The 18778-nt window shown below is 61.9% G+C and carries 20 protein-coding genes; 11 read left to right on the top strand and 9 right to left on the bottom strand.

Annotated elements, in window-relative coordinates:
- Positions 1-13 precede the first annotated feature (13 nt).
- The 5 genes from ACWA1U_RS02820 to ACWA1U_RS02800 all read right to left on the bottom strand — a co-directional run bounded on the left by ACWA1U_RS02820 (position 14) and on the right by ACWA1U_RS02800 (position 3627).
- Complete coding sequence (locus ACWA1U_RS02820) at positions 14-349, bottom strand: hypothetical protein (protein WP_463723832.1); 336 nt, start codon at positions 347-349, stop codon at positions 14-16.
- A 74-nt stretch (positions 350-423) separates the two neighbouring features.
- Entirely contained in the window at positions 424-627 is a 204-nt protein-coding gene (locus ACWA1U_RS02815) for a hypothetical protein (protein ID WP_463723831.1), read from the bottom strand.
- Positions 628-664: 37 nt separating this feature from the next.
- Positions 665-1333: a hypothetical protein gene (locus ACWA1U_RS02810; protein ID WP_463723830.1), complete on the bottom strand. Its 669-nt coding sequence runs from the start codon at positions 1331-1333 to the stop codon at positions 665-667.
- A gap of 109 nt (positions 1334-1442) precedes the next feature.
- Entirely contained in the window at positions 1443-2186 is a 744-nt protein-coding gene (locus ACWA1U_RS02805; protein WP_463723829.1) for a hypothetical protein, read from the bottom strand.
- A 118-nt stretch (positions 2187-2304) separates the two neighbouring features.
- Complete coding sequence (locus tag ACWA1U_RS02800; RefSeq protein WP_463723828.1) at positions 2305-3627, bottom strand: APC family permease; 1323 nt, start codon at positions 3625-3627, stop codon at positions 2305-2307.
- Positions 3628-3823: 196 nt separating this feature from the next.
- Between ACWA1U_RS02800 and ACWA1U_RS02795 the strand changes: the two genes are divergently transcribed.
- The 3 genes from ACWA1U_RS02795 (at position 3824) to ACWA1U_RS02785 (ending at position 5946) form a co-directional block, all read left to right on the top strand.
- Positions 3824-4300, top strand: coding sequence for an SRPBCC family protein (locus tag ACWA1U_RS02795; RefSeq protein ID WP_463723827.1), 477 nt, complete (start codon positions 3824-3826; stop codon positions 4298-4300).
- A gap of 121 nt (positions 4301-4421) precedes the next feature.
- Positions 4422-4775 carry a YciI family protein gene (locus ACWA1U_RS02790; protein ID WP_463723826.1) on the top strand — a complete coding sequence of 118 codons (354 nt, stop codon included), beginning with the start codon at positions 4422-4424 and terminating at the stop codon, positions 4773-4775.
- Between the two features lie 253 nt (positions 4776-5028).
- Positions 5029-5946, top strand: coding sequence for a YdcF family protein (locus tag ACWA1U_RS02785; RefSeq protein WP_463723825.1), 918 nt, complete (start codon positions 5029-5031; stop codon positions 5944-5946).
- 143 nt (positions 5947-6089) lie between these two features.
- Here the strand turns inward: ACWA1U_RS02785 and ACWA1U_RS02780 are convergent, their stop codons facing one another.
- Complete coding sequence (locus tag ACWA1U_RS02780) at positions 6090-7016, bottom strand: LysR family transcriptional regulator (RefSeq protein WP_463723824.1); 927 nt, start codon at positions 7014-7016, stop codon at positions 6090-6092.
- 72 nt (positions 7017-7088) lie between these two features.
- Between ACWA1U_RS02780 and hisD (ACWA1U_RS02775) the strand changes: the two genes are divergently transcribed.
- The 5 genes from hisD (ACWA1U_RS02775) to ACWA1U_RS02755 all read left to right on the top strand — a co-directional run bounded on the left by hisD (ACWA1U_RS02775) (position 7089) and on the right by ACWA1U_RS02755 (position 12492).
- Positions 7089-8408 carry a histidinol dehydrogenase gene (hisD, locus tag ACWA1U_RS02775; protein ID WP_463723823.1) on the top strand — a complete coding sequence of 440 codons (1320 nt, stop codon included), beginning with the start codon at positions 7089-7091 and terminating at the stop codon, positions 8406-8408.
- A 235-nt stretch (positions 8409-8643) separates the two neighbouring features.
- The gene (locus ACWA1U_RS02770) at positions 8644-9957 is read left to right on the top strand and encodes an ABC transporter substrate-binding protein (protein ID WP_463723822.1); all 1314 of its coding nucleotides are present in this window, start codon (positions 8644-8646) and stop codon (positions 9955-9957) included.
- A gap of 68 nt (positions 9958-10025) precedes the next feature.
- Positions 10026-10892: a carbohydrate ABC transporter permease gene (locus ACWA1U_RS02765; protein ID WP_463723821.1), complete on the top strand. Its 867-nt coding sequence runs from the start codon at positions 10026-10028 to the stop codon at positions 10890-10892.
- Positions 10892-11779 carry a carbohydrate ABC transporter permease gene (locus ACWA1U_RS02760; protein ID WP_463723820.1) on the top strand — a complete coding sequence of 296 codons (888 nt, stop codon included), beginning with the start codon at positions 10892-10894 and terminating at the stop codon, positions 11777-11779. Before ACWA1U_RS02765 ends, ACWA1U_RS02760 begins: the two co-directional genes overlap by 1 nt.
- 17 nt (positions 11780-11796) lie before the next feature.
- Entirely contained in the window at positions 11797-12492 is a 696-nt protein-coding gene (locus ACWA1U_RS02755) for an alpha/beta fold hydrolase (RefSeq protein ID WP_463723819.1), read from the top strand.
- 115 nt (positions 12493-12607) lie between these two features.
- On the opposite strand, the gene ACWA1U_RS02750 is transcribed toward ACWA1U_RS02755, so the two are convergent.
- Genes ACWA1U_RS02750 through hisD (ACWA1U_RS02740) form a run of 3 tightly spaced genes read right to left on the bottom strand, consistent with a single transcriptional unit; the run spans position 12608 to position 15443 of the window.
- Entirely contained in the window at positions 12608-13366 is a 759-nt protein-coding gene (locus ACWA1U_RS02750) for an HpcH/HpaI aldolase family protein (protein WP_463723818.1), read from the bottom strand.
- On the bottom strand, positions 13366-14124 hold the full coding sequence (locus ACWA1U_RS02745; protein ID WP_463723817.1) for an SDR family NAD(P)-dependent oxidoreductase: 759 nt from the start codon (positions 14122-14124) through the stop codon (positions 13366-13368). The genes ACWA1U_RS02750 and ACWA1U_RS02745 overlap by 1 nt, the downstream gene beginning before the upstream one ends.
- Positions 14121-15443 carry a histidinol dehydrogenase gene (gene hisD / locus ACWA1U_RS02740; protein WP_463723816.1) on the bottom strand — a complete coding sequence of 441 codons (1323 nt, stop codon included), beginning with the start codon at positions 15441-15443 and terminating at the stop codon, positions 14121-14123. Before hisD (ACWA1U_RS02740) ends, ACWA1U_RS02745 begins: the two co-directional genes overlap by 4 nt.
- A 200-nt stretch (positions 15444-15643) precedes the next feature.
- Here hisD (ACWA1U_RS02740) and ACWA1U_RS02735 point away from each other — a divergent pair, with 200 nt between their 5' ends.
- Genes ACWA1U_RS02735 through ACWA1U_RS02725 form a run of 3 tightly spaced genes read left to right on the top strand, consistent with a single transcriptional unit; the run spans position 15644 to position 18689 of the window.
- A complete protein-coding gene (locus ACWA1U_RS02735; RefSeq protein ID WP_463723815.1) occupies positions 15644-16639 on the top strand; it encodes a nuclear transport factor 2 family protein in 996 nt (331 codons plus the stop codon).
- A gap of 19 nt (positions 16640-16658) precedes the next feature.
- Positions 16659-17840 (top strand): cupin domain-containing protein, encoded by a 1182-nt coding sequence (locus tag ACWA1U_RS02730; RefSeq protein ID WP_463723814.1) that lies wholly within the window; start codon positions 16659-16661, stop codon positions 17838-17840.
- 6 nt (positions 17841-17846) lie between these two features.
- Positions 17847-18689, top strand: a complete 843-nt coding sequence (locus ACWA1U_RS02725) for a nitrilase-related carbon-nitrogen hydrolase (RefSeq protein WP_463723813.1) — start codon at positions 17847-17849, stop codon at positions 18687-18689.
- Positions 18690-18778: the final 89 nt, after the last annotated feature.

The raw sequence follows: 18778 nt of genomic DNA, 5'->3' as shown, positions 1-18778 counted from the left end.
TGTAGGGCACAAGTTAGTGCGCCGCCAGGTTGGTCACCCGAATCAAGCGCCAACCTTCCCACCGCGGATCGCTGCAGATGTCGAACACCAGGACGGGCGATGCTGGCCCCGTCTGGCCCTTGAACCGCCAGTACCGCAGGGTGATGAGACTGCCCTGCCCCATGATCCCGGCCGGATCCGGCTCCCACCAGCTGCGGGAGCTGCTCCAGCTCAGCGGTTCGCCCACCACCTGCCAGATGCTCCCGCGCCAACGCAGTGCCAGTGGTTCATGACGTGAGTTGAAGCGGACATCCGCTTCCTCGTTGAGGGGCCTTGACCCCGGGTCTACTTCGTCTGTCTGTGCCGTCATGCCCTGCTACCTTCCGCTGCGCCGGAAGTTAAAAGTAGAACATATTTTCGAATAAAGGAAGCGGGCGGGAAGTGTCAGCCCTGCTGCTCCCTGCGGTTCAACTCGAGGTTGACCTCTTCGAGCCGCACCTCCGTCTCGGGCTCCGGCAAACCCTCGGCGTACTCCGCATCGAGCTCCCTGTGGACACGGCTGTTGAGCACCGCCACCTCGATATCGTCGAGCGTGGTGAGGTCCTCGGGGAACGGGTCATCAGGAGTAATTTTATGGTTCGTTTCCATGGGTCGCTTTCGACTTCGAATGGTTATTTCTCGAAGTCTAACCGCGCCGCCTGCGCTGGGCGAGGGTGTAGGAAGGAAAGCGCAGGCTACGGCTCCACCCGTACGTCCGCAAGCCCGCAGGCGGCCGGCCCACCGGGTCAAAACGAAGCGCCTCGTCGGGCAGCACGGCGACTGAAAGCCGCAACGTGCCGAACCGGGTCCAGGGGCCGAGCAGCCGGCTGTAATACACCCCAAACTGCAGTTCGCCGTCGTGGCTACGCAATTCCGACAACCGGGAGAGCTTAGGCGCCCAACCGTCGCGTTTCACCGCAAGGACAAGCGGACCGCCTACCCCCTGGAATGGCATCAGCGAGGTGAACGGCCCGTCCACAACGGACCGCTGCAGCGTCAGGAGGAATCGGCCTGGGAAACCCTGCCCGGTCGTCGAGAGCAACACATCAGCGTCCCCGATCCGCAGCGCCAGCCCGATGATGTCCGGCAACGCATCAGGCAGTCCGATCGACCGGGAAATCCGCGCATGGACCGGCTCCTCACCGGCTGCGTTGATCCACTCCTCACCGCTGGAAGCCGGGCTGTGCGTCAGAGTCCCTTCGAGCACCACCCCGTGCCGGTGGATTGGTCGGTCGGGCCGCAGCACCTTGAGCAAGGCGAAGACCGCCTTGAGGCCGGATCCAGCCGCCTGTGCCAGTCGGGACAGAACCTTCATCACACCACTCCCGTCAACAGTTTCTTCTCCTGGCTGTCCTCCGACGCTGCATTGAAAAGGAGGGTGTCCCAGCCGGGGCGTGTCCACGCAAGGTCGGCGGATTGCTTTCTCATTCGGCCACCACCGTTATCAGCGCCAGCAGCGCCGAGTACAGAACCAGGCCGGTCAGGAACCAGGGGAAGCTGGATCCCCGGTTGGAGGGCAGTTCTTCCTTGAAAACGTTGAGCAGCACCGAGCCGCCCAGCAGCGCGGTGAGGATCGCAACCACTACGGTGCTCGTCGGGGCGAAGAGCACCGACAACACCCAACCGAACAGGAGCGCACCTGCGAGCACCAACCGGCCGCTGGCCTTGAACCGGTGCGTGTAATGCTCCTCAAGATGCCTGTCGGTCAGGACAAAGTGAAGGCCCATCGCGATGCTGAACAGGATCGCAAACATCACGCCCGTCTCGATTCGCAGCGTCATGGTGTAGGTGATGAGGGCGTTGTAGATGGAGAACGCCCCGACGTGGAGCCAGTAGACGCCTGCCGAATCGCCGGCCTTTTGCTCGCGACGGGTGGTGGCGAGGCGATCCAGGCCGTAGAACGCGGTGAACCCGGTGAGGGCGACCACGAAGATGCTGAGGTCAAAGAGCGGCGTGACCTCGATGGTGTCCTCGAGCAGTTCACCGATTGCCTCGTTGCCCTCCGCGATCTCAGGCAGCAAGTGCAGGAAGACATAAGCCACGGCCAGGCCACCAGCGAATGACGCTGTCACATGCTCAGGGACCAGCGGCAATTTGCGAATGTGCGTGGCTGCGAGGTGCAGGCCCGCGAGGATGATCGCAATGACAAGGGAACCTATCAGCGCCATCTCCGCCGATCACGTTTCCTTCCTGCTTCTACTTTCCTGCCGCAGTATCGATCGATCTCGTCTATCGCGCCCGAAAAGCGGGTGCCGTTGAAGATACCGATCGAAATTGCGGAACCGGTCATGAGCGGGCGGAGTTTTCGGTGCGTTTGGTGACAACGGCGCTGATGGCGTAGAGCACCACGCCCACCCCGATCAGGATTGCTGCGCGAAGCCAAATTTCGGCGGTTTGCTGGGTGAGCAGCAGGATGCAGGAAGCGATTGCGAGGTAGGGAATCACCGTGGGGATGCGGAAGTGTTTGTGGTCCACCTTGTCTTTGCGCAGGACCAGTACGGCGATGTTGGTGCTGATGAACACGAAAAGGAGCAGCAGCACCACGGTCTCGGCAAGCGATTCGAGATTGCCGGTAAGGGTGAGCGCCATGGCTACGAGCGTCGTCGCGACGATGGCCACCCAGGGCGTGCGGCGGTTCGGCAGGACCTTTCCGAGAACCGACGGGAACAGGCGCTCTTCCGCCATGCCGTAGGTAAGCCGGCTGGCCATGATCATGGTGAGCAGCGCACCATTGGCGACTGCAATCAACGCGATCACGCTGAACAGCCAGGGCGGGATGCCGAAGCCGGTGGCGGTAACGACGTCGAGCAGTGGAGCGTTGGATCCGGCGAGGTCTTCGGCGGGCAACGCGGCAGCGGAGGCGAGACCGATCAGCAGGTATACAGCACCTGCCGTGGCGAGTGCACCGAAAAGCGCCTTGGGGTAGACCTTCGCGGGATTCTTCACTTCCTCGGCAACGTTGGCGGACACCTCGAAGCCCACGAAGGAGTAGTAGGCGATCAGGGAAGCACCCAGGACGGCCGCTCCGGGGTTGACGCCTTGCGGGAACTGTGAAATCTGCTCGGGATTGCCGCCCCCCTGACCGAGGAACATGGCAACCAGGACGATCACAAGCACCAGCCCGGAAACCTCAATCACCGTCATGACCACGTTGCTGCGGACCGATTCCTTGATGCCGCGGGCGTTCAGGAGGGCGAGCAGAGCGAGGAAGACGACGGCGGCCAGAGACACCGGCACGGCAACGAACGTTTCCAGATAGCCCGTGAATGCAAGGGACAGGCCGGCTGCGCTCGTGACGCCTGCAGCCAGCATGCAGAACCCCACGAGGAATGAGATGAACGGGACCTTGTAGGCACGCTTCGCGAAGACGGCGGCGCCGCCAGCCTTCGGATACTTCGTCACGAGTTCCGCGTACGAACCGGCAGTCAGCAGCGCAAGCGCAAGGGCCACGATCAGTGGGATCCAGATTGCCCCGCCCACTTCACCAGCGATCACGCCGACGAGGGCGTAGATCCCCGCGCCGAGCACATCACCAAGGATGAACAGGTACAGCAGCTTGCCTGAAATGCCCTGCTTGAGTTTGGATTCCGGTGCCGTCTCAATGGTCATCTTCCGAATCCTAGCGGATAGTAAGCCTGCTTGGTTTCACTGTTTGAGGCTGAATGGGTTCGGATACACTCGCCGCCTGCCGCTTGTCCAGGCTGCCCCCAACTCAACAGCCAGCTCATGGTGGCGGCGGCCGATGACTTTCTGCTTGTCGTTACGTCTCTTGTGTACCTGTAAGCAGCAACTGAAAAGGGAAACCATGCCAGTAGAGGCCCTCTCAGCGACAATCACTATTGCAGCGCCGCCGGACGCAGTGTTCGCGGTACTCACTGATTCTGCAAGTCACGCAGAAATTGATGGCACAGGCTGGGTCTGTGAGGCGTTGGACACCGAATCACTGACTGAGCCCGGGCAGGTGTTCCGTATGAGTATGTTTCATGCCGCTCACCCTGACGGCCACTACGAAATCGCCAACCAGATCAGAGAATTTGATCACCTGCGGGTGATTTCCTGGCGGCCTGGGACGGAGGATTCCGTGGGGCGCCTGAGCTTCGGCGGCTGGGTCTGGCGCTATGACCTTGCACCAGCACCGGATGGCGCGACTCGGGCTTGCCTCACTTACGACTGGTCGGAAGCAACCGACCAGGCCCGAGAGGCGATAGGCTTCCCACCATTTGGCGCTGAGTACCTGCAGACTTCGTTGCAACACCTAGCCCAGCTTGTTGCACGCCGTTGAGGATGTTGAAAGCGGTCGATGACTCGTCTAAACCGTTCGCTGCCCTCAGTGTTCGATCTGCAGGGTCGCCACGGTGCCTACCTTTAGACCTGCTCCACCGGCCTAACAAAAGGAAAGACTAATGCCACAGTTCGCTATCCTCATCTATGCCGATGAGTCCATCCACGCCCTTGACGCGGCAGAGGCTGAGCTTGAAGAAAACGACCAACACGCACGGGACCTTGAAGCCTCAGGCTCGATGGTCCTCGCCTATGCGCTCACACCTCGCGCGGCAGCAGTGTCCATCCGCAGTGACAGCATGACGTCAGGCCCCTTTGTACAAGCAGACCAGTTCGTGGCTGGCTTCTACGTTCTCGATGCCCCTGACTTCGACGCCGCGATAACAATCGCTCGGCTTAACCCGGCGGTAAGAACGAGTACGGGTGGTGTCGAGATCCGCCCCGTTCATAGTGGAGGGATCACACTTACCGCCTAGTAAGGAGCGGCGCGTAGAAGGTCTCTGTGCCCATGCCCTTTTGATCTTTCCGCGATCAGACAGGTGAAATAATAAGCACAAATCTCAGGACCACGCCTGCCACCGGGGGAAACCATTGACGGATCTAGTGCCCTGGCAGATGGCTCTCGCTCAGACCTTCGCTGCCTCCCTCGGATTCGTTCTCAGTGGGAGTTTGCTGTGGTGGTCGTTGCGCCGAGACCCTCGGCCCTTACGCAACGGTCTTCTGGCCGTGGTGGCCTCGTACTATTTTTTGGGCCTGATCTCGTTCGTGACCTCAAGTGTGCCGGTCCTCGAAACGGGGTCCGACGTCGTCAGGCTCATGGTCCTTGGGGTATGTGCCCTGAGTCTGCTGCTGTTGCCCTTCTTGATGATTGCTAATGGGATTCTTATGCTTCGCCGGGAGCACCAATCACTCGCTAATCTGCTCTCTCTGCTAGCGGGGGTCGCACTATTGGTTCTTCCCCTTATTGTCGTGTGGTTGTTGCGTCACGAGAACAGGGTGACCGGCACAATAGCTGTGGGCTTGCTGACCGCTCAGGTTTGTCTTGGCCTGTTATTCATCATATTCGTCGCTCATACCGCGCTCTACGCATTTGCATCCCATCAAGCACCGGCCCACGCAGTCATTGTGCTCGGAGCCGGTCTGGTGTCCGGGAAGGTTCCACCGCTCTTGGCAGGACGCCTCCATCAAGCCATCACAGCAGCACAACAACGACGAGTAACACGTCAGAACATCCCGATCGTGCCGAGTGGTGGGCAAGGTGATGATGAGCCCCGCTCGGAAGGCGAAGCAATGGCGGAGTGGTTGCGCGAGCACGGAGTTCCTGGTGAGCACATCATCGTCGAGGACCGAGCACGGACTACCGAAGAGAACCTTCGCTATAGCGCCCGTCTGCTGCAGCAGTACGCGATAGATCCGCCTTACCTGATCGTGACGAACAACTACCACGCACCGCGCGCAGCGATTCTGGCACGAAGGCTGGGTATCGACGCACAAGCCATCGGCTCACCTACCGCCTTATACTTCTGGCCCAGCGCATACCTTCGGGAGTTTATTGCAGTCATGACCGGTCATCGCTTACTACTCTGTCTAACGGGCCTGACAGTTGCAGTCATGATGACCTTCGCCTGGGTCTCCCTCAGTGCTTGAACCTTGTATAACTTTGCGCCGAGGCACTGTATTGGTGAGGTAGGGAGGGGTTCGATTCAGTCCGTTTCGGGACCGGAGCAGAAAGCGCACTGTTCGGCGCAGGCGGGAGCGTTTCGATCTAGGGCGCTTACCTCCACCCAGGTTTAGTCGACGAGTTCGCGTCCCGTCTCGGCACCAACTTTCGCGAGCAGGGTTTTCTGCGCCAGTTGCGCGAATTTCCTGGTAGCGGGGGAGAGGTATGCAGCTTCCCGTTGAACCAGTGCAATGGTGTCGTACAGCGGTTCGGCGAAGGGGAAGGAGCGGATGTTCTTTGGGAAGCCGGCACTGTTGACGATGGTCTTGCTGATCATGGAGTCCCCTGCGCCGGAGGCTACGAGGTTGATGGCGGTCTCCACGTGCTCCACCTCTATAGCCGGATCAATCCTGACCCCGGCAACGTGGGCGCGCTCGCGGATCTGGCGGCGCGTCGGGTCCTTCCAGCCCGAGTGGGCGTCATACAGAACCAGATCAGCTGCCGCCATCTCCTCAATAGTCACCGGCCCGCCACGGGGATCCCGGGAGGTGGATACATAGAGCACCTCGTCCTTGAAAAGAGGTTTGACGGTCAGGCCCTCTTCCTCGATGGGAAGCACCACCAGGCCGCATTCAATTTCGCCGGCAGCAATCGACTCAGCTACAAGCCCCGAGTTGAGGCCGATCATCCGTACCCTCACCTTCGGGTAGCGCTTGTGGAATCGCTGCACGAGGTCTGCGAGGTCGTAGTACCCGGCGTTGCGCAGTACACCGAAGGTGGAGACACCGCCGTCGAGCGATTTCAGTGAGCGCAGGGCGTCGAGGCCGTTGTCCACTGAAGTGAGCGCCTGCTGGGCGTGGACCCTCAACTCAGCTGCCGCCGTCGTCGGTATCAGTTTGCGTGACCCGCGCGTGAACAGGCTCAAGCCCACCTCGTCCTCGAGGCGCGCAATGAGCTCGGAAATGGAAGCCTGGCTGGTCTCCAGTTGGCGCGCCGCGGCGGTGAAGGAGCCAAGGTCATAGGCCGTCAGGAAGGCTCGGAGTTGGGCGAGTGTCATAGGTTTAGATTATCCCTCGCATCGTCGCATACAGGCTTGTCCTGACGATGTGATCTGACCTACGTTAGCTGCATGCAAATCAACGAGGCCGACAAGGCATACATCAAAGGCAAGTTTTCCGTCCTCAAGGAACCCGAAATCGGCGGCATTCCTGCACAGCGCCTCCCCGCTGTTATTGAGACCGTCTCCTCCATGCTCTCGGACATCGAGAAAAACGGGATCGACGCCGTAATCAACTACTCCCGCAAGCTCGACGGCTGGGAGGGAAGCGACATCGAAATCAGCGCTGCGGACCTCGCGCGCACCGGTGATGAACTCTCGCCGCAGTTGCGCGAAGCACTCGCCGCCGGTGCTGAGCGGACCCGCCTGTTCGCGATCGAGCAACGCGAACACCTCAGCGACTTTGAGGCTGAACTTATCCCCGGCGTCATCACCGGGCATAAATACATTCCCGTTCCCCGCGTGGGTGCCTACCTCCCAGCCGGGCGGTTCCCCATCCTCGCCAGTGCGTTCATGACGGTGGGCGTGGCGAAGGCCGCCGGCGTCCCCACGGTCATTGCGTGTTCGCCGCCCACCTCGCCAACCGGCGGTCACCCGGCCGTTTTGCACGCGGCGTACCTATCGGGAGTGGACCGTGCGTTCGCCGTCGGAGGCGTGCAGGCACTGGCTGCGATGGCTTTTGGACTCCTGGGCGAACAGCCGGTGGACATCCTTGTCGGTGCAGGAAACGCGTACGTGACCGAGGCCAAGCGCCAGCTGTTCGGGCGGGTCGGCATTGACCTGCTCGCCGGACCTTCTGAAGTAGCCGTGATCGCGGACGGGACAGCCGACCCTGAACTTGTTGCGGCCGATCTACTTGGCCAGGCCGAGCATGGCCCGCAGTCGCCGGCGTCCCTCGTGACCACCTCCCGCGAGCTGGGCCTAGCCGTCATCGAACAGGTCGAGAAGCAGTTGGCAGTCCTCTCCACCAAGGAGATCGCCGGCCCGGCCTGGCGTGACTACGGGACCGTGTACCTCGCAGAAGACCGGGAGACCGCCATCGAACTCATGGACACGCTGGCTCCGGAGCACCTGGAAATCCTTACCGAGGATGACGACTATTACCACCAGAACCTCACCAATTACGGGTCAATCTTTCTTGGGCCCTGGTCAACGGTTGCCTACTCGGACAAGGGCATCACTGGAACGAACCATGTTCTTCCAACCGGGACCGGTGCCCGTTCCTCCGCTGGGCTCTCCGTTTCCCGGTTCCTGAAGCCACTCACCTTCCAGCGAGTGTCCCGGGAAGCTACTCCGCGCCTCGCGCAGCACGTCGCGAACATCTCGGACTACGAGGGAATGGAAGCGCACAAGAACACGGCGACACTGCGAACCGCACGTTACAACCGCTAGGTGTCACTTGTCCCGACCGGTTGGGAAAAGCTCTAGCGTATACGTATGCACTACGGTATGGTTTTGATGTGGCGTGGTTCACATTAGGTGACTGCAACGTCGCGAACGCCGGAATCACCGTGTGATCGGGACAGATCCCAAAATTACATACGTATAAACCAACGTTACGAAGCGAGCAGTGCCAAGGCCCGCGAACCTGATCCCTTGATCCACCCATTTTTGATAGGAGTTTGATATGAGCGCACGACGATCCCCGTTGATGGCTACATTCGCGCTAGGGGCAACCGCGGCGTTGCTGCTCAGCAGCTGTGGCGCCGGTTCCAGGACTGGAGGAGGGGACGCAACCGAGGTTGACTGTAATTTCGAGCCGCCGGCTTCGGACCTCACCGTGAATGTGCTGGCGTACAACTCTTCGGCCATCGATCCCTTCACCAACACGATGGTTGCCAGCTGTTCCAAGGACAACGTCGAGGTTGTTCACGAACCTGTGGACTTCGGCGGACAGGTGCAGCGCACCACCACCACGCTTGCGGGCGACGAGGGTACCTACGACATTCTCGAGACCTACGGCCTCGTGATTCCGGAGTTTGCTGCCGGTGAGAAGATCCTGCCGCTCGATGACTACATCGCGGAGTTCGGTGACCAGTACCAGCTGGACGGACTCAATCAGCAGATGGTCGACGCCATGAGCTACGACGGACAGGTCTACGCCCTGCCGATGCAGGCTCAGGTGTACACGATGGCCTACCGCAAGGACATCTTCGACGAGTTGGGCCTCGAACCGCCAACAACGTTCGAGGAACTGCGGACGGTCTCGGCAGCCATTCAGGACGCCGGCACCGTTGACTACCCGCTTGCACTTCCCTGGCTCGCCAGCGCTGACATCCTCACCGCTTACGACGCCGCACTAGGCTCGCTCGGAGTGGACCTGGCGGACCACGAGAACGGCACCCCGAATTTTGATACACCTGAAGCGGTACAGGCGTTCGAGGAACTGAAGTCACTGGTGCCCTACATGGATCCGCAGGTCACCACCTTTGACCAGCCGACGGTGCAGCAGCAGATGTACAACGGAACCGCTGCGATTGCCATCATGTTCTCAGGCCGCATGACTGACCTGACCCAGGAGAGCAACAGCCAGTACTTCGACAGCTTCGCTTTTGCTGCACCGCCGTCGGTCATTGAGGGTGGCAAGCAGTTCAGCGCCCTGTCCGTGGACGGCTGGTCGATTCCGGCCAACACCAAGGTGGATCCGAAGGTTCTCTTCCACATGATCGCTTCATCGGTCAGCGAAGATGCGTCACTGGAAGCCATCCCCGCGGCTTACCCCGCACGCGAAGGTTTGGTCACCGAAGAGAACAGCCCGTACGCGGAAGCCGCCAATGACGCCATCGGTAACGCTCCGACGCTCGAGCCCTTCCCCTACATACCCGAGTTGGGCAACTCGGTCCGCCCGGTCATCGCGGAGGTGCTCACCGGCGCAACCACTCCCGAAGAAGGCGTGAAGCAGATGCAGGAAACAGCACAACAAGTACTCGACGCCCGATAACCCCAAGTGATGAGGAGGCCCGGTTCTGCCGGGCCTCCTCCTTCCCCATCAAACCCTGAGGAGTCCGGATGCGTAGGCGTGAATACTGGATCTTGATCTTGCCGAGTCTGCTGGTGATGTTCGGCTTGCTGATGATCCCGATCTACCGAACCATCGAGTGGAGCCTGCAAGACGTCAACTATGGCGAGGTAGGCACCTTCGTTGGCCTCGACAACTACATCCTGGCTCTGACGGATGAGCGGTTTGGACGCTCGGTGCTGTTCACCGTCGGGCTGACGCTGATCGTCATGGTTGTGGTGATCGTCCTCGGCTACATCCTCGCCGTGCTGGTGAACAACCTGGTCCGTGTGCGCCCCCTGGTTCTCGGGATACTGCTGATCTCCTACGTAATTCCCAACGTGGTTGGTGCGTCCATGTTCTCCTGGCTCTTCAATGAGAACTTCGGCGGCGTGGCAAACGTCATCCTTGGCCTCTTCACCGACCAGGAAATCCTGTGGTTCACCGACACCTGGCCAAACCGGGTGATGATCGCGCTGAACATCATCTGGTCCATGCTTCCCTTCGCCATGCTGATCATGCTCGCAGGGCTCCAGGGAGTGCCAAAAGAAATTATCGAAGCAGCCAAGATTGACGGCGCTGGCACCATGGGCCGCCACCTGTACGTCATCCTGCCGACCATCAAGGGCATGGTCGGTTTCGTAGCGATCATCACCATCATGGATGTGCTCAGGACCTTCGACAACCTGGTTCCGCTTGCCCCCAACGCGGTGCTGAACGGTAACGAGTCGATAGCCCTTTACACCTACAACATGGCATTCCAGGACGGCGGGCAACAGCTTGGCTTGGGCAGCGTCATCAACGTGCTGACCATCCTGATCATGCTCGTCATGCTCACTCCGTTTATCCGCAACACTCTCAAGGAGGCGAAGCGCTGATGACTTCGACAGCTGAAGCAATAGTTCGGGGCAAGCAAGCCGGAAACAGCCCGAACGGCGGGAAGCGGACGAAGAGCCGTTCCACCTCACTCGTTGGCGGGGCGTTCCTCATTGTGGTGTGCCTCGCGATGCTGGCCCCCTTCATCTGGACGATCATGTCCGTCACCAAGCCCACCAACGTGGCGTTCGTCAGTCCACCGGTGATGCTCTACGAACCCACGCTCCAGGCCTTCATCGACCTGTGGGAGACAACGAACTTCTACCAGTACCTCATCAACACCACGGTGGTCGCGATCATCAGCACCATCGTCGCCCTGGTCATCGGGCTGCCGGCGGCGTACGCACTTGCCCGTGCCCCCGGCTACGTCTCGGCGATCCTGCTGATCATCGCCCTGGTGTTCCGCTCCCTGCCGCGCTTCGCCGTCGTGCTTCCCATGTACGAAATGTCGAGGGCCCTGGGAATCCACGACACCACCTTCGCCCTGGCCGCCGCCCTGGTGGCGATCAACCAGCCCTTCAGTATCTGGCTGCTGCGAAACTTCTTCGTCAAGGTGCCGGAGGAAGTGGATGAGGCGGCCATGATCGACGGCTGTTCCCGGTTCGGCGCACTGCGCAGGGTCATCATTCCGATGATGGGTCCGGGCATCCTGACCGCAGGCGTCTTCATGTTCCTGTTCGCCTTCCAGGAGTACCTTACGGCGCTGATCCTCACTGACTCGAACGCCATGACGGTTCCGCTGTTCATCGCTACCCAGCTGGGCCAGACGCTGCCCATGCTGCAGCAGGCCGGCGCCGCGTCGGTTCTGTTGACGCTGTTGGTGGTCGGATTCGCCTTCATTGCCCAGAAGTACCTGGTGGCGGGCCTGTCTGAAGGATCAGTGAAATAGCCTCCGCTATCAACCGCATGGACCCGCTTGTCCTGCTTCCCGGCATGAACTGTTCCGCCTCCCTCTGGACATCCATGGAGGCGGAACTTCGGGGCGTCCTGCCCGGAGTTGATGTGCGGGCAGCGGAGCTTTCAGGGTCCAGTATCGATGAGTGTGTTGAGGAACTCCTCGCTGTCCTGCCCTCGCGATTCGCGTTGGCGGGGCTCAGTCTCGGCGGGATCGTGGCGATGGCGTTGGTGCGTCAGGCCCCCGAACGCGTGTCGAGGCTGTGCCTCATGTCCACCAACCCGCATGGGCCCACCCCTGCGCAGTTGGCTTCCTGGGCCGAGACGTCGGCCGCCCTTCGGGCAGGCAGCTCGGCGCGGGATATTCAACAGGCGTTGATGCCCGTGTTGGTATCCGGGGACGTGCGGGCTGGCTTGGAGGCCGACATTCTGGCCATGGCCGACGACGTCGGTGCGCTCGTTTTGTCGGAGCAGCTCGCCATGCAAGCCACGCGTATTGACGAGCGGGGGGCCTTGACGCGGGTTGGCGTGCCGACTCTCATTCTGGCGGCCGAGCGAGATGCGCTCTGCCCGGTGTCCAGGCATGAGGAGCTGCATGCGCTGATTTCGGGTTCGCGACTGGTGGTACTGCCTTCCACGGGACATCTCTCGCCGATGGAGCAACCGCGGGAAGTAGCTGCGGAGCTCACGCGCTGGTTGACGGTCTAATCCGGGCGGCCGTAGGTCGCTGCGCGCTGATGCGGTAGGTCTTAAATGGCACAGTACGGGCCAGCGACGCAGTTGTTGCTGTGTCGCTGGCCCGTAACGCGTTAGATTTGCCCGCTCAGACGTGCGGCTTAGCCGGCAGCAAGCCCTGGAACACCGACATCATGATGTGCGCCAGGTTGTATACGACCAGTTGCGCACTGTCCGCGAACGCCTTTTCGGCGTCCTCGAGCGACGAGGCGAGGTCCGCCCGCAAAGCACCGGTGCCCGCGGACTGCGAGCGAATCGACGCAATCGAATCGGCAAAGGGCAGGTCATCTTCACCGATGGAGGCGCGGAGGTCGGCGGTCCCGATGAGGTAGCCGTCTATCCCTGCACAGCCCAGAATCTCCGATGCGTTCTGCGCTGCTTTCGGGGACTCGAGCATCGCAAGGATCAGCGTCCCATCCAGCATCTTGTCGCGGTGCTCGGCGGTGTCGATCAAACCGAAGCCGCCCGCACGGGAGTAGGTGGCAAAACCGCGCTCACCAAGCGGCGGGTAGTGCGCCGCCTGCACTAGGTTTCGAGCCTCCTCGACGGTGTCGATATGCGGCGCGACAATACCTTCCGCACCCTGATCCAGCGCCCGCAGAATCAGCGCGTGCTCACCCAGGCCAACGCGGACCAACGGCGCCATTCCGTGCAGCTGGATGAGAGCGATGTGCTGGCGCAGGTCTATGACGTCGGCCGGCCCGTGCTCGCAGTCGATGAGCACGAAGTCGAACCCGGCTAACGCGAGCATCTCGACCGTCTCCTCGGCCGGCATCCGCAGCAGGCACCCGGTCAGCCGATCGCCGGCAGCCAGCCGCTGCTTCACAGTGAAAGAAGGTACCGGCATCAGGCCACCATCCCTGCGGAGAGGTCAATGTCGGCGCCAGTCATGCCCGGCATATTCAGGATGCCGACGACGGCGCGCCCCACCTCGTCCTGCGCCACCAGACGCCCCAAAGCGGAACGGTTCACGAAAGCCTCGCGGGCGGCGTCGTAATCGGTATTGGTGCGCTCCGCTTCAAGGCGGAAGTTGCGCTCCATCCGTTCGCTATCGACGGGCCCGGGGGAAAGCGCGTTGACGTTGATACCGTACTCGCCAACCTCGAAGGCCAGTGTGGAGGTGAGACCGATGACAGCCATCTTCGACGCGCAGTACGGGGTGCGGCGGGCAAGCGGCCGTTTACCGGAGACGGATGCGAGGTTGATGATGTCACCGGCGTTCCGCTCGATCATCTGCGGCAGGAAAGCCCGGCACATCAGGAACGTGCCGCGGACGTTCGCGGCGAAAACCTCGTCCCACTCCGCCGGGTCGATGTCCACCAGCGGTGCCACCGGACCGCCGATCCCCGCGTTGTTGACCAGGATCGAAATCTGCTCGTCAGCCAGCTCGGCCGCGAGTGCGGAAACACTGGCGGGATCGCCGACGTCGCACGCTGCTGCACGCGCGGCCGGGCCAAGCCCGAGGGCAACTTCGCGCACCTTCTCCAGCCGGCGTCCGACGACGACGACCCGGCACTTCTCCGCGACCAGAGCCTCGGCAATCACCTTGCCAAGGCCGCTTCCGCCGCCCGTAACCAGGGCGGTGCGGCCTTCGAGCGAGGTCATTTCGACTCCGCTCCCACAACCTGCTCGATCCAGTCGAACTTCTCGTTGCCGTAGCGCCACGCGCGTACGTCTCCGGAGCGTGCGTGCCCTTCGAAGAGCTCGACCCTGGCTGCGCGTCCACAGACGCGGCCAAGGTCGGCGCTGCTGTCCGGGTTGGAAATGGACTGGTAGGTGGCCGTCTTGAGGTACTTGCCGACCCAGAGTCCGCCCGTGTAGCGGGCTGCCCCGAGGGTTGGGAGTACGTGGTTGGTGCCGATGACCTTGTCACCGTAGGAAACGCAGGTTTCCTCGCCGAGGAAGAGCGCACCGTAGTTGCTCATGCGGGTCAGTGCTTCGTGTGGTTCGGCGGTGAAGACCTGGACGTGCTCGTACGCGAAGGAATCCGCGATCCGCCACAGCTCATCCATTGAGTCAGCCACGATGATCTGCCCGTGGTTGCGCCAGGCCGGTTCCGCGAAGTCCTTGGTGGGCATGTTCGGGAGGATCTTCTCGATCAATTCCTCCACCTCACGGCCAAGGGTTTCGCTGGTGGTGACCAGCACGGCGGGGGAGTCAGGGCCGTGCTCCGCCTGGGAGAGCAGGTCGACGGCGGTGGTGAAAGCGTCGGCGCGGTCATCGGCAAGGATCAGGATCTCGGTGGGACCGGCGAACAGGTCGATGCCCACCTCGCCGAAGAGCTGGCGCTTGGCCTCGGCCACATAGGCGTTACCTGGACCGGCAATGAGGTTGACCCTCTCCATATCCTCGGTGCCGACGGCCATGGACGCGACCGCCTGAATTCCACCGAGGATGAAGATCTCGTCAGCGCCGGCCATGTGCATGGCTGCGACGGTGGCTGCGGGTATTTCGCCGCGGATGGGCGGCGTGCACGCAACAACGCGGGGCACACCGGCTACCTTCGCGGTCACGATGGTCATGTGGGCGGACGCCGTGAGTGGGTAGCGGCCGCCTGGAATGTAGGCGCCGACGGCGTCGATCGGCAGGTGCCGGTGGCCGAGCCGCACTCCGGGCAGGGTCTCGACTTCGACGTCTTTCAATGAGTCACGCTGGATCTGCGCGAAGTTGCGCACCTGCGTCTGGACAAATTCGATGTCGTCAATGACCTGCTGGGGCAGGGTGGCGATGATCTGCTCGATCTCTTCAGGGCTGAGCCGGAAGTTTTCAGGAGTCCAGCGGTCAAATTTCTCCGAGTACCGCTTCACTGCGGTCATGCCCTCGGAGCGGATTTCACCGATGACGGCCTTCACGCTGTCCGAGACGTCTTCCCGGGTGCGGTCCGCGAAGGAAACCGTAGGTGCGGACTTGAGATGGAATGCCATGGGGGCTTTACCTTTCTGCATACGTATAACTAACAGTGAAGCTTGGAGTTGCCTGCGCGTCAAGAGACAGGGGCAAATTGGCGCCTTTTCACCCCGCCATCCCCTTGCGTCCCATTCAATACTCCTCTAGTGTGCATACGCATACACCTTTTTATTCGGGGCCATGGGAGTGGTCCGAAGAGTGCGAGGAGAGCACAAACATGCTGGACAAGGTTGCGTACGAGCCGTGGGCTGATCCCGACGATTTCATCCGGGAGGTCACCGACCTCATCTGGGTGCAAAGGGACATCTCGCACATCGTTGACAACTACGAGCCGAATTCGATCGTCCACGGTTCCCTGGGAACGTTGGTTGGCCGTGACGGCGTCATCGAGGGAAGCCTGATGCGCATCGCTGAAACACCGCAGCACGTGGGTGTCGCAGAGGACGTCATCTGGGAGGCCCGCGGAAATGACGCCTTCCTCAGCTCCCACCTGGTGTTCTCGGCGGACGCTGTAACCATCGGTGCCAACGCCCGGGAACTCCGCGGCCGCACGGTGGCGAACTGCCTCTACCGCAGGGGCAAAATGGTTGAGGAATGGGTGGTTCGCGATGAACTTGCCAAGGTGCTGCAGACCGGCCGGGATCCGGAGGAAGCAGCCCGCGCCATGACCTTCCAGGGCTTCTCGGGATCCATGCTCGAACCAGCTCCGAAAGACGTCCTGACTGAGGGTGACAGCGGCCCCCGCCCCGATGATTTCCGGAGCGAATGCGAGATGGTCCTCGAGTTCATCGAGAACGTCTGGAACAAGCGCAACCTCAGCCTGGTGCCTAAGTACATGGTCCGGGATTCGTTCCTCCACACCATCGGTGACCGGACTGTGGTCCGCCCGGACGGCTACCAGCGGGAGCTCCTGCGCATGATCGCGCCGTTCCCCAACGCGCAGTTCGAGGTGCGGGACATCCAGACCAACTTCGGCGACCGTTATGCCGGCCTGCGCATCGCAGTGATGTGGGTGTTAAAGGGGACCTACAACGGTTCGGCACACTTCGGCCCGCTCACCAACAAGCCCGTCGACCTGCTCGGCGTCTCCCAGTTCCTGGTCCGGGACGGCCGAATTGAGCGTGAAGTGCGTGTCTACGACGAGATCGGTCTCCGCGCACAGATCAACAGCACCCGGGGCGACGGCGACGCCCCCTTCACTAATATTTACTAATCCTTTAGGAGTCGAAATCATGACTGTCACCACCGCCCCCGCGACCACCGTTTCGTCTGACGAGCTTGAACGCCGGACGATCCTCCGCAAAGACTGGGTTCCCTGCAAGGCTGCCTTCATTGACTGCCGCACACCCGGCTCGGACAAGAAGGACAATTACTCGTTCATCGGCGTCGGCGTTTCTCAGAGCGCCGAGCAGTTCATCAACCTGCAGGAGAACCACGGGTTCAACCTCGGCGCGGCCGGCATGCCGAACGGTGTCAACAACAACCTGCACCTGCACTTCACGGCTGAAGTCTTCATCAACTTCGGCGGTGAGTTCCGCACCCGTTGGGGCGCCGACGGCAAGCAGGGCGAATACGTCTCGCAGGACGGCGACGTCATTTCCGTGCCGGCCTGGATCTTCCGCGGCTTCACGAACATAGGGCCCGACGACGGCATCCTCCTTACGGTCCTCGGCCAGAGCGACACCGGTGGAATCATCTGGGGACCGTCGGTCCTGAAGGAAGCCGAGTCCCACGGCCTCCACCTGACCGCGGACAACCGGCTGATCGACACCGTCGCCGGAGACGCGATCCCCGACGACGTCGAGCTCATCAAGCCGATGCCCCAGTCGGAAATCGACAAGCTGGACGTCTTCACCGTCGAGCAGATGCGCGCGCGCGTCACTCAGAACGGCGACCGCCAGTGGATCTCCAACCCCTTCCTCTGCTCATCACTGCCGGGCGGCGGAGCTGAACTCAGCCTCGTCATCGGCTACGGCATGAGCGAAGACCGCCGCGCAGCCCCGAGGCTCCACGAGCCGCACAGCTTCAACCTGGCCTGGCTGCGGGCAAAGCCCGGAGAAGGTGTGCTGAAGCACCGCCACGACCACGTTTCAGTTGTCACCGGCAAGGCCGGGCACTGGCGGGTCACCCTGAATGAGAGCGGCGAGGAGCGCACGGTCGAGCTTGGCCCCATGGACACCCTCTCGATTCCGGCTGGCGCGTGGCGTTCGTTCGAACTCCTGGACGCCGAAGGCGGCCGCCCTGCCGACCAGGGCAAGGGCGAGCTGCTCGTGGTCAACGGAGGCGACGGCCGCGTATCTCTGGAGTGGGACCGCGAAGTTATCAGCGCCGCCACGAAGAGTGGTTGGGTCATCGACCCGAACGGCTACCTTGCACCCGCCGCAGTAATGCGCACCGCAACGGAAGACGACTAACCTGCCATGATCACCGTCGCTGCCTGCCAGATCCCCGTTCACCTCGGCCAGCACAACACCTCCATCGCGGAGGATGCTGTGCGGGAAGCGGTGTCGAAGGGCGCCAGGCTAGCAGTGCTCCCGGAGCTGGCCTTCAGCGGGTACAGCTTCGAGTCGGTCGCCGAAGCACGGGCTGCGGCCGAGGGTCTCGAGGGACCCTCGGTTCGCTCCCTGAAGGATCTCTCCAGGGAAACCGGCTGCGTGATCGTCGCTGGAATCTGCGAGCTTGGGTCGGATGACCGGATCTACAACAGTGCCGTCACCGTGGACAACGGTGAGCTGGTGGATTGTTACCGGAAGACGCACCTGTGGGGCAGCGAGCCCGAATTCTTCACCGCGGGCCAGGTCCCGCCCAAGGTGGTAGACACGTCTGCCGGCAGGATCGCCGTCCTGATCTGCTACGACCTCGAAATTGCAGAGTGGGTGCGGCTGGCAGCGCAGGCTGGTGCCGAACTCATCGCGGCGCCGTGCAACTGGCCGCTGCTGCCTCGCCCCGACGGAGAGCGTCCGCTCGAAGTGATCAAACTGCAGGCGGCGGCCGGCTCCTACCGCGTCCACATCGTCGCGGCTGACCGTTGCGGGCTGGAGAGGGGTACCGAGTGGATTGGCGGGAGCGCCATCTGCGAGAACTCCGGGTACCTGCTCGCAGGCCCTGCAACGAACGACGACGGCGAAACCTCGCTCCCAGCGGTCCTGGTGGCCGACATCGATCCCTCCACCTCAGTAAGCAAGGCCCTTGGCCCACATAACGACGTATGGCTTGACCGTCAGCCGCACCTGTATGCGGAGCACGGGAAGACCGGGTTGTGAGAGCTGCTGGGGCCACGTGGTGCCGCGCGCGAAGGATTCGCCCGGTTATGATGGCGAGGGCGCCGGCGGTAAGGCACGGATCAGCGCCG

Source organism: Arthrobacter sp. TRD_SC_6, from assembly GCF_055361185.1.
This window is presented reverse-complemented; position numbering and strand designations above follow the sequence as displayed.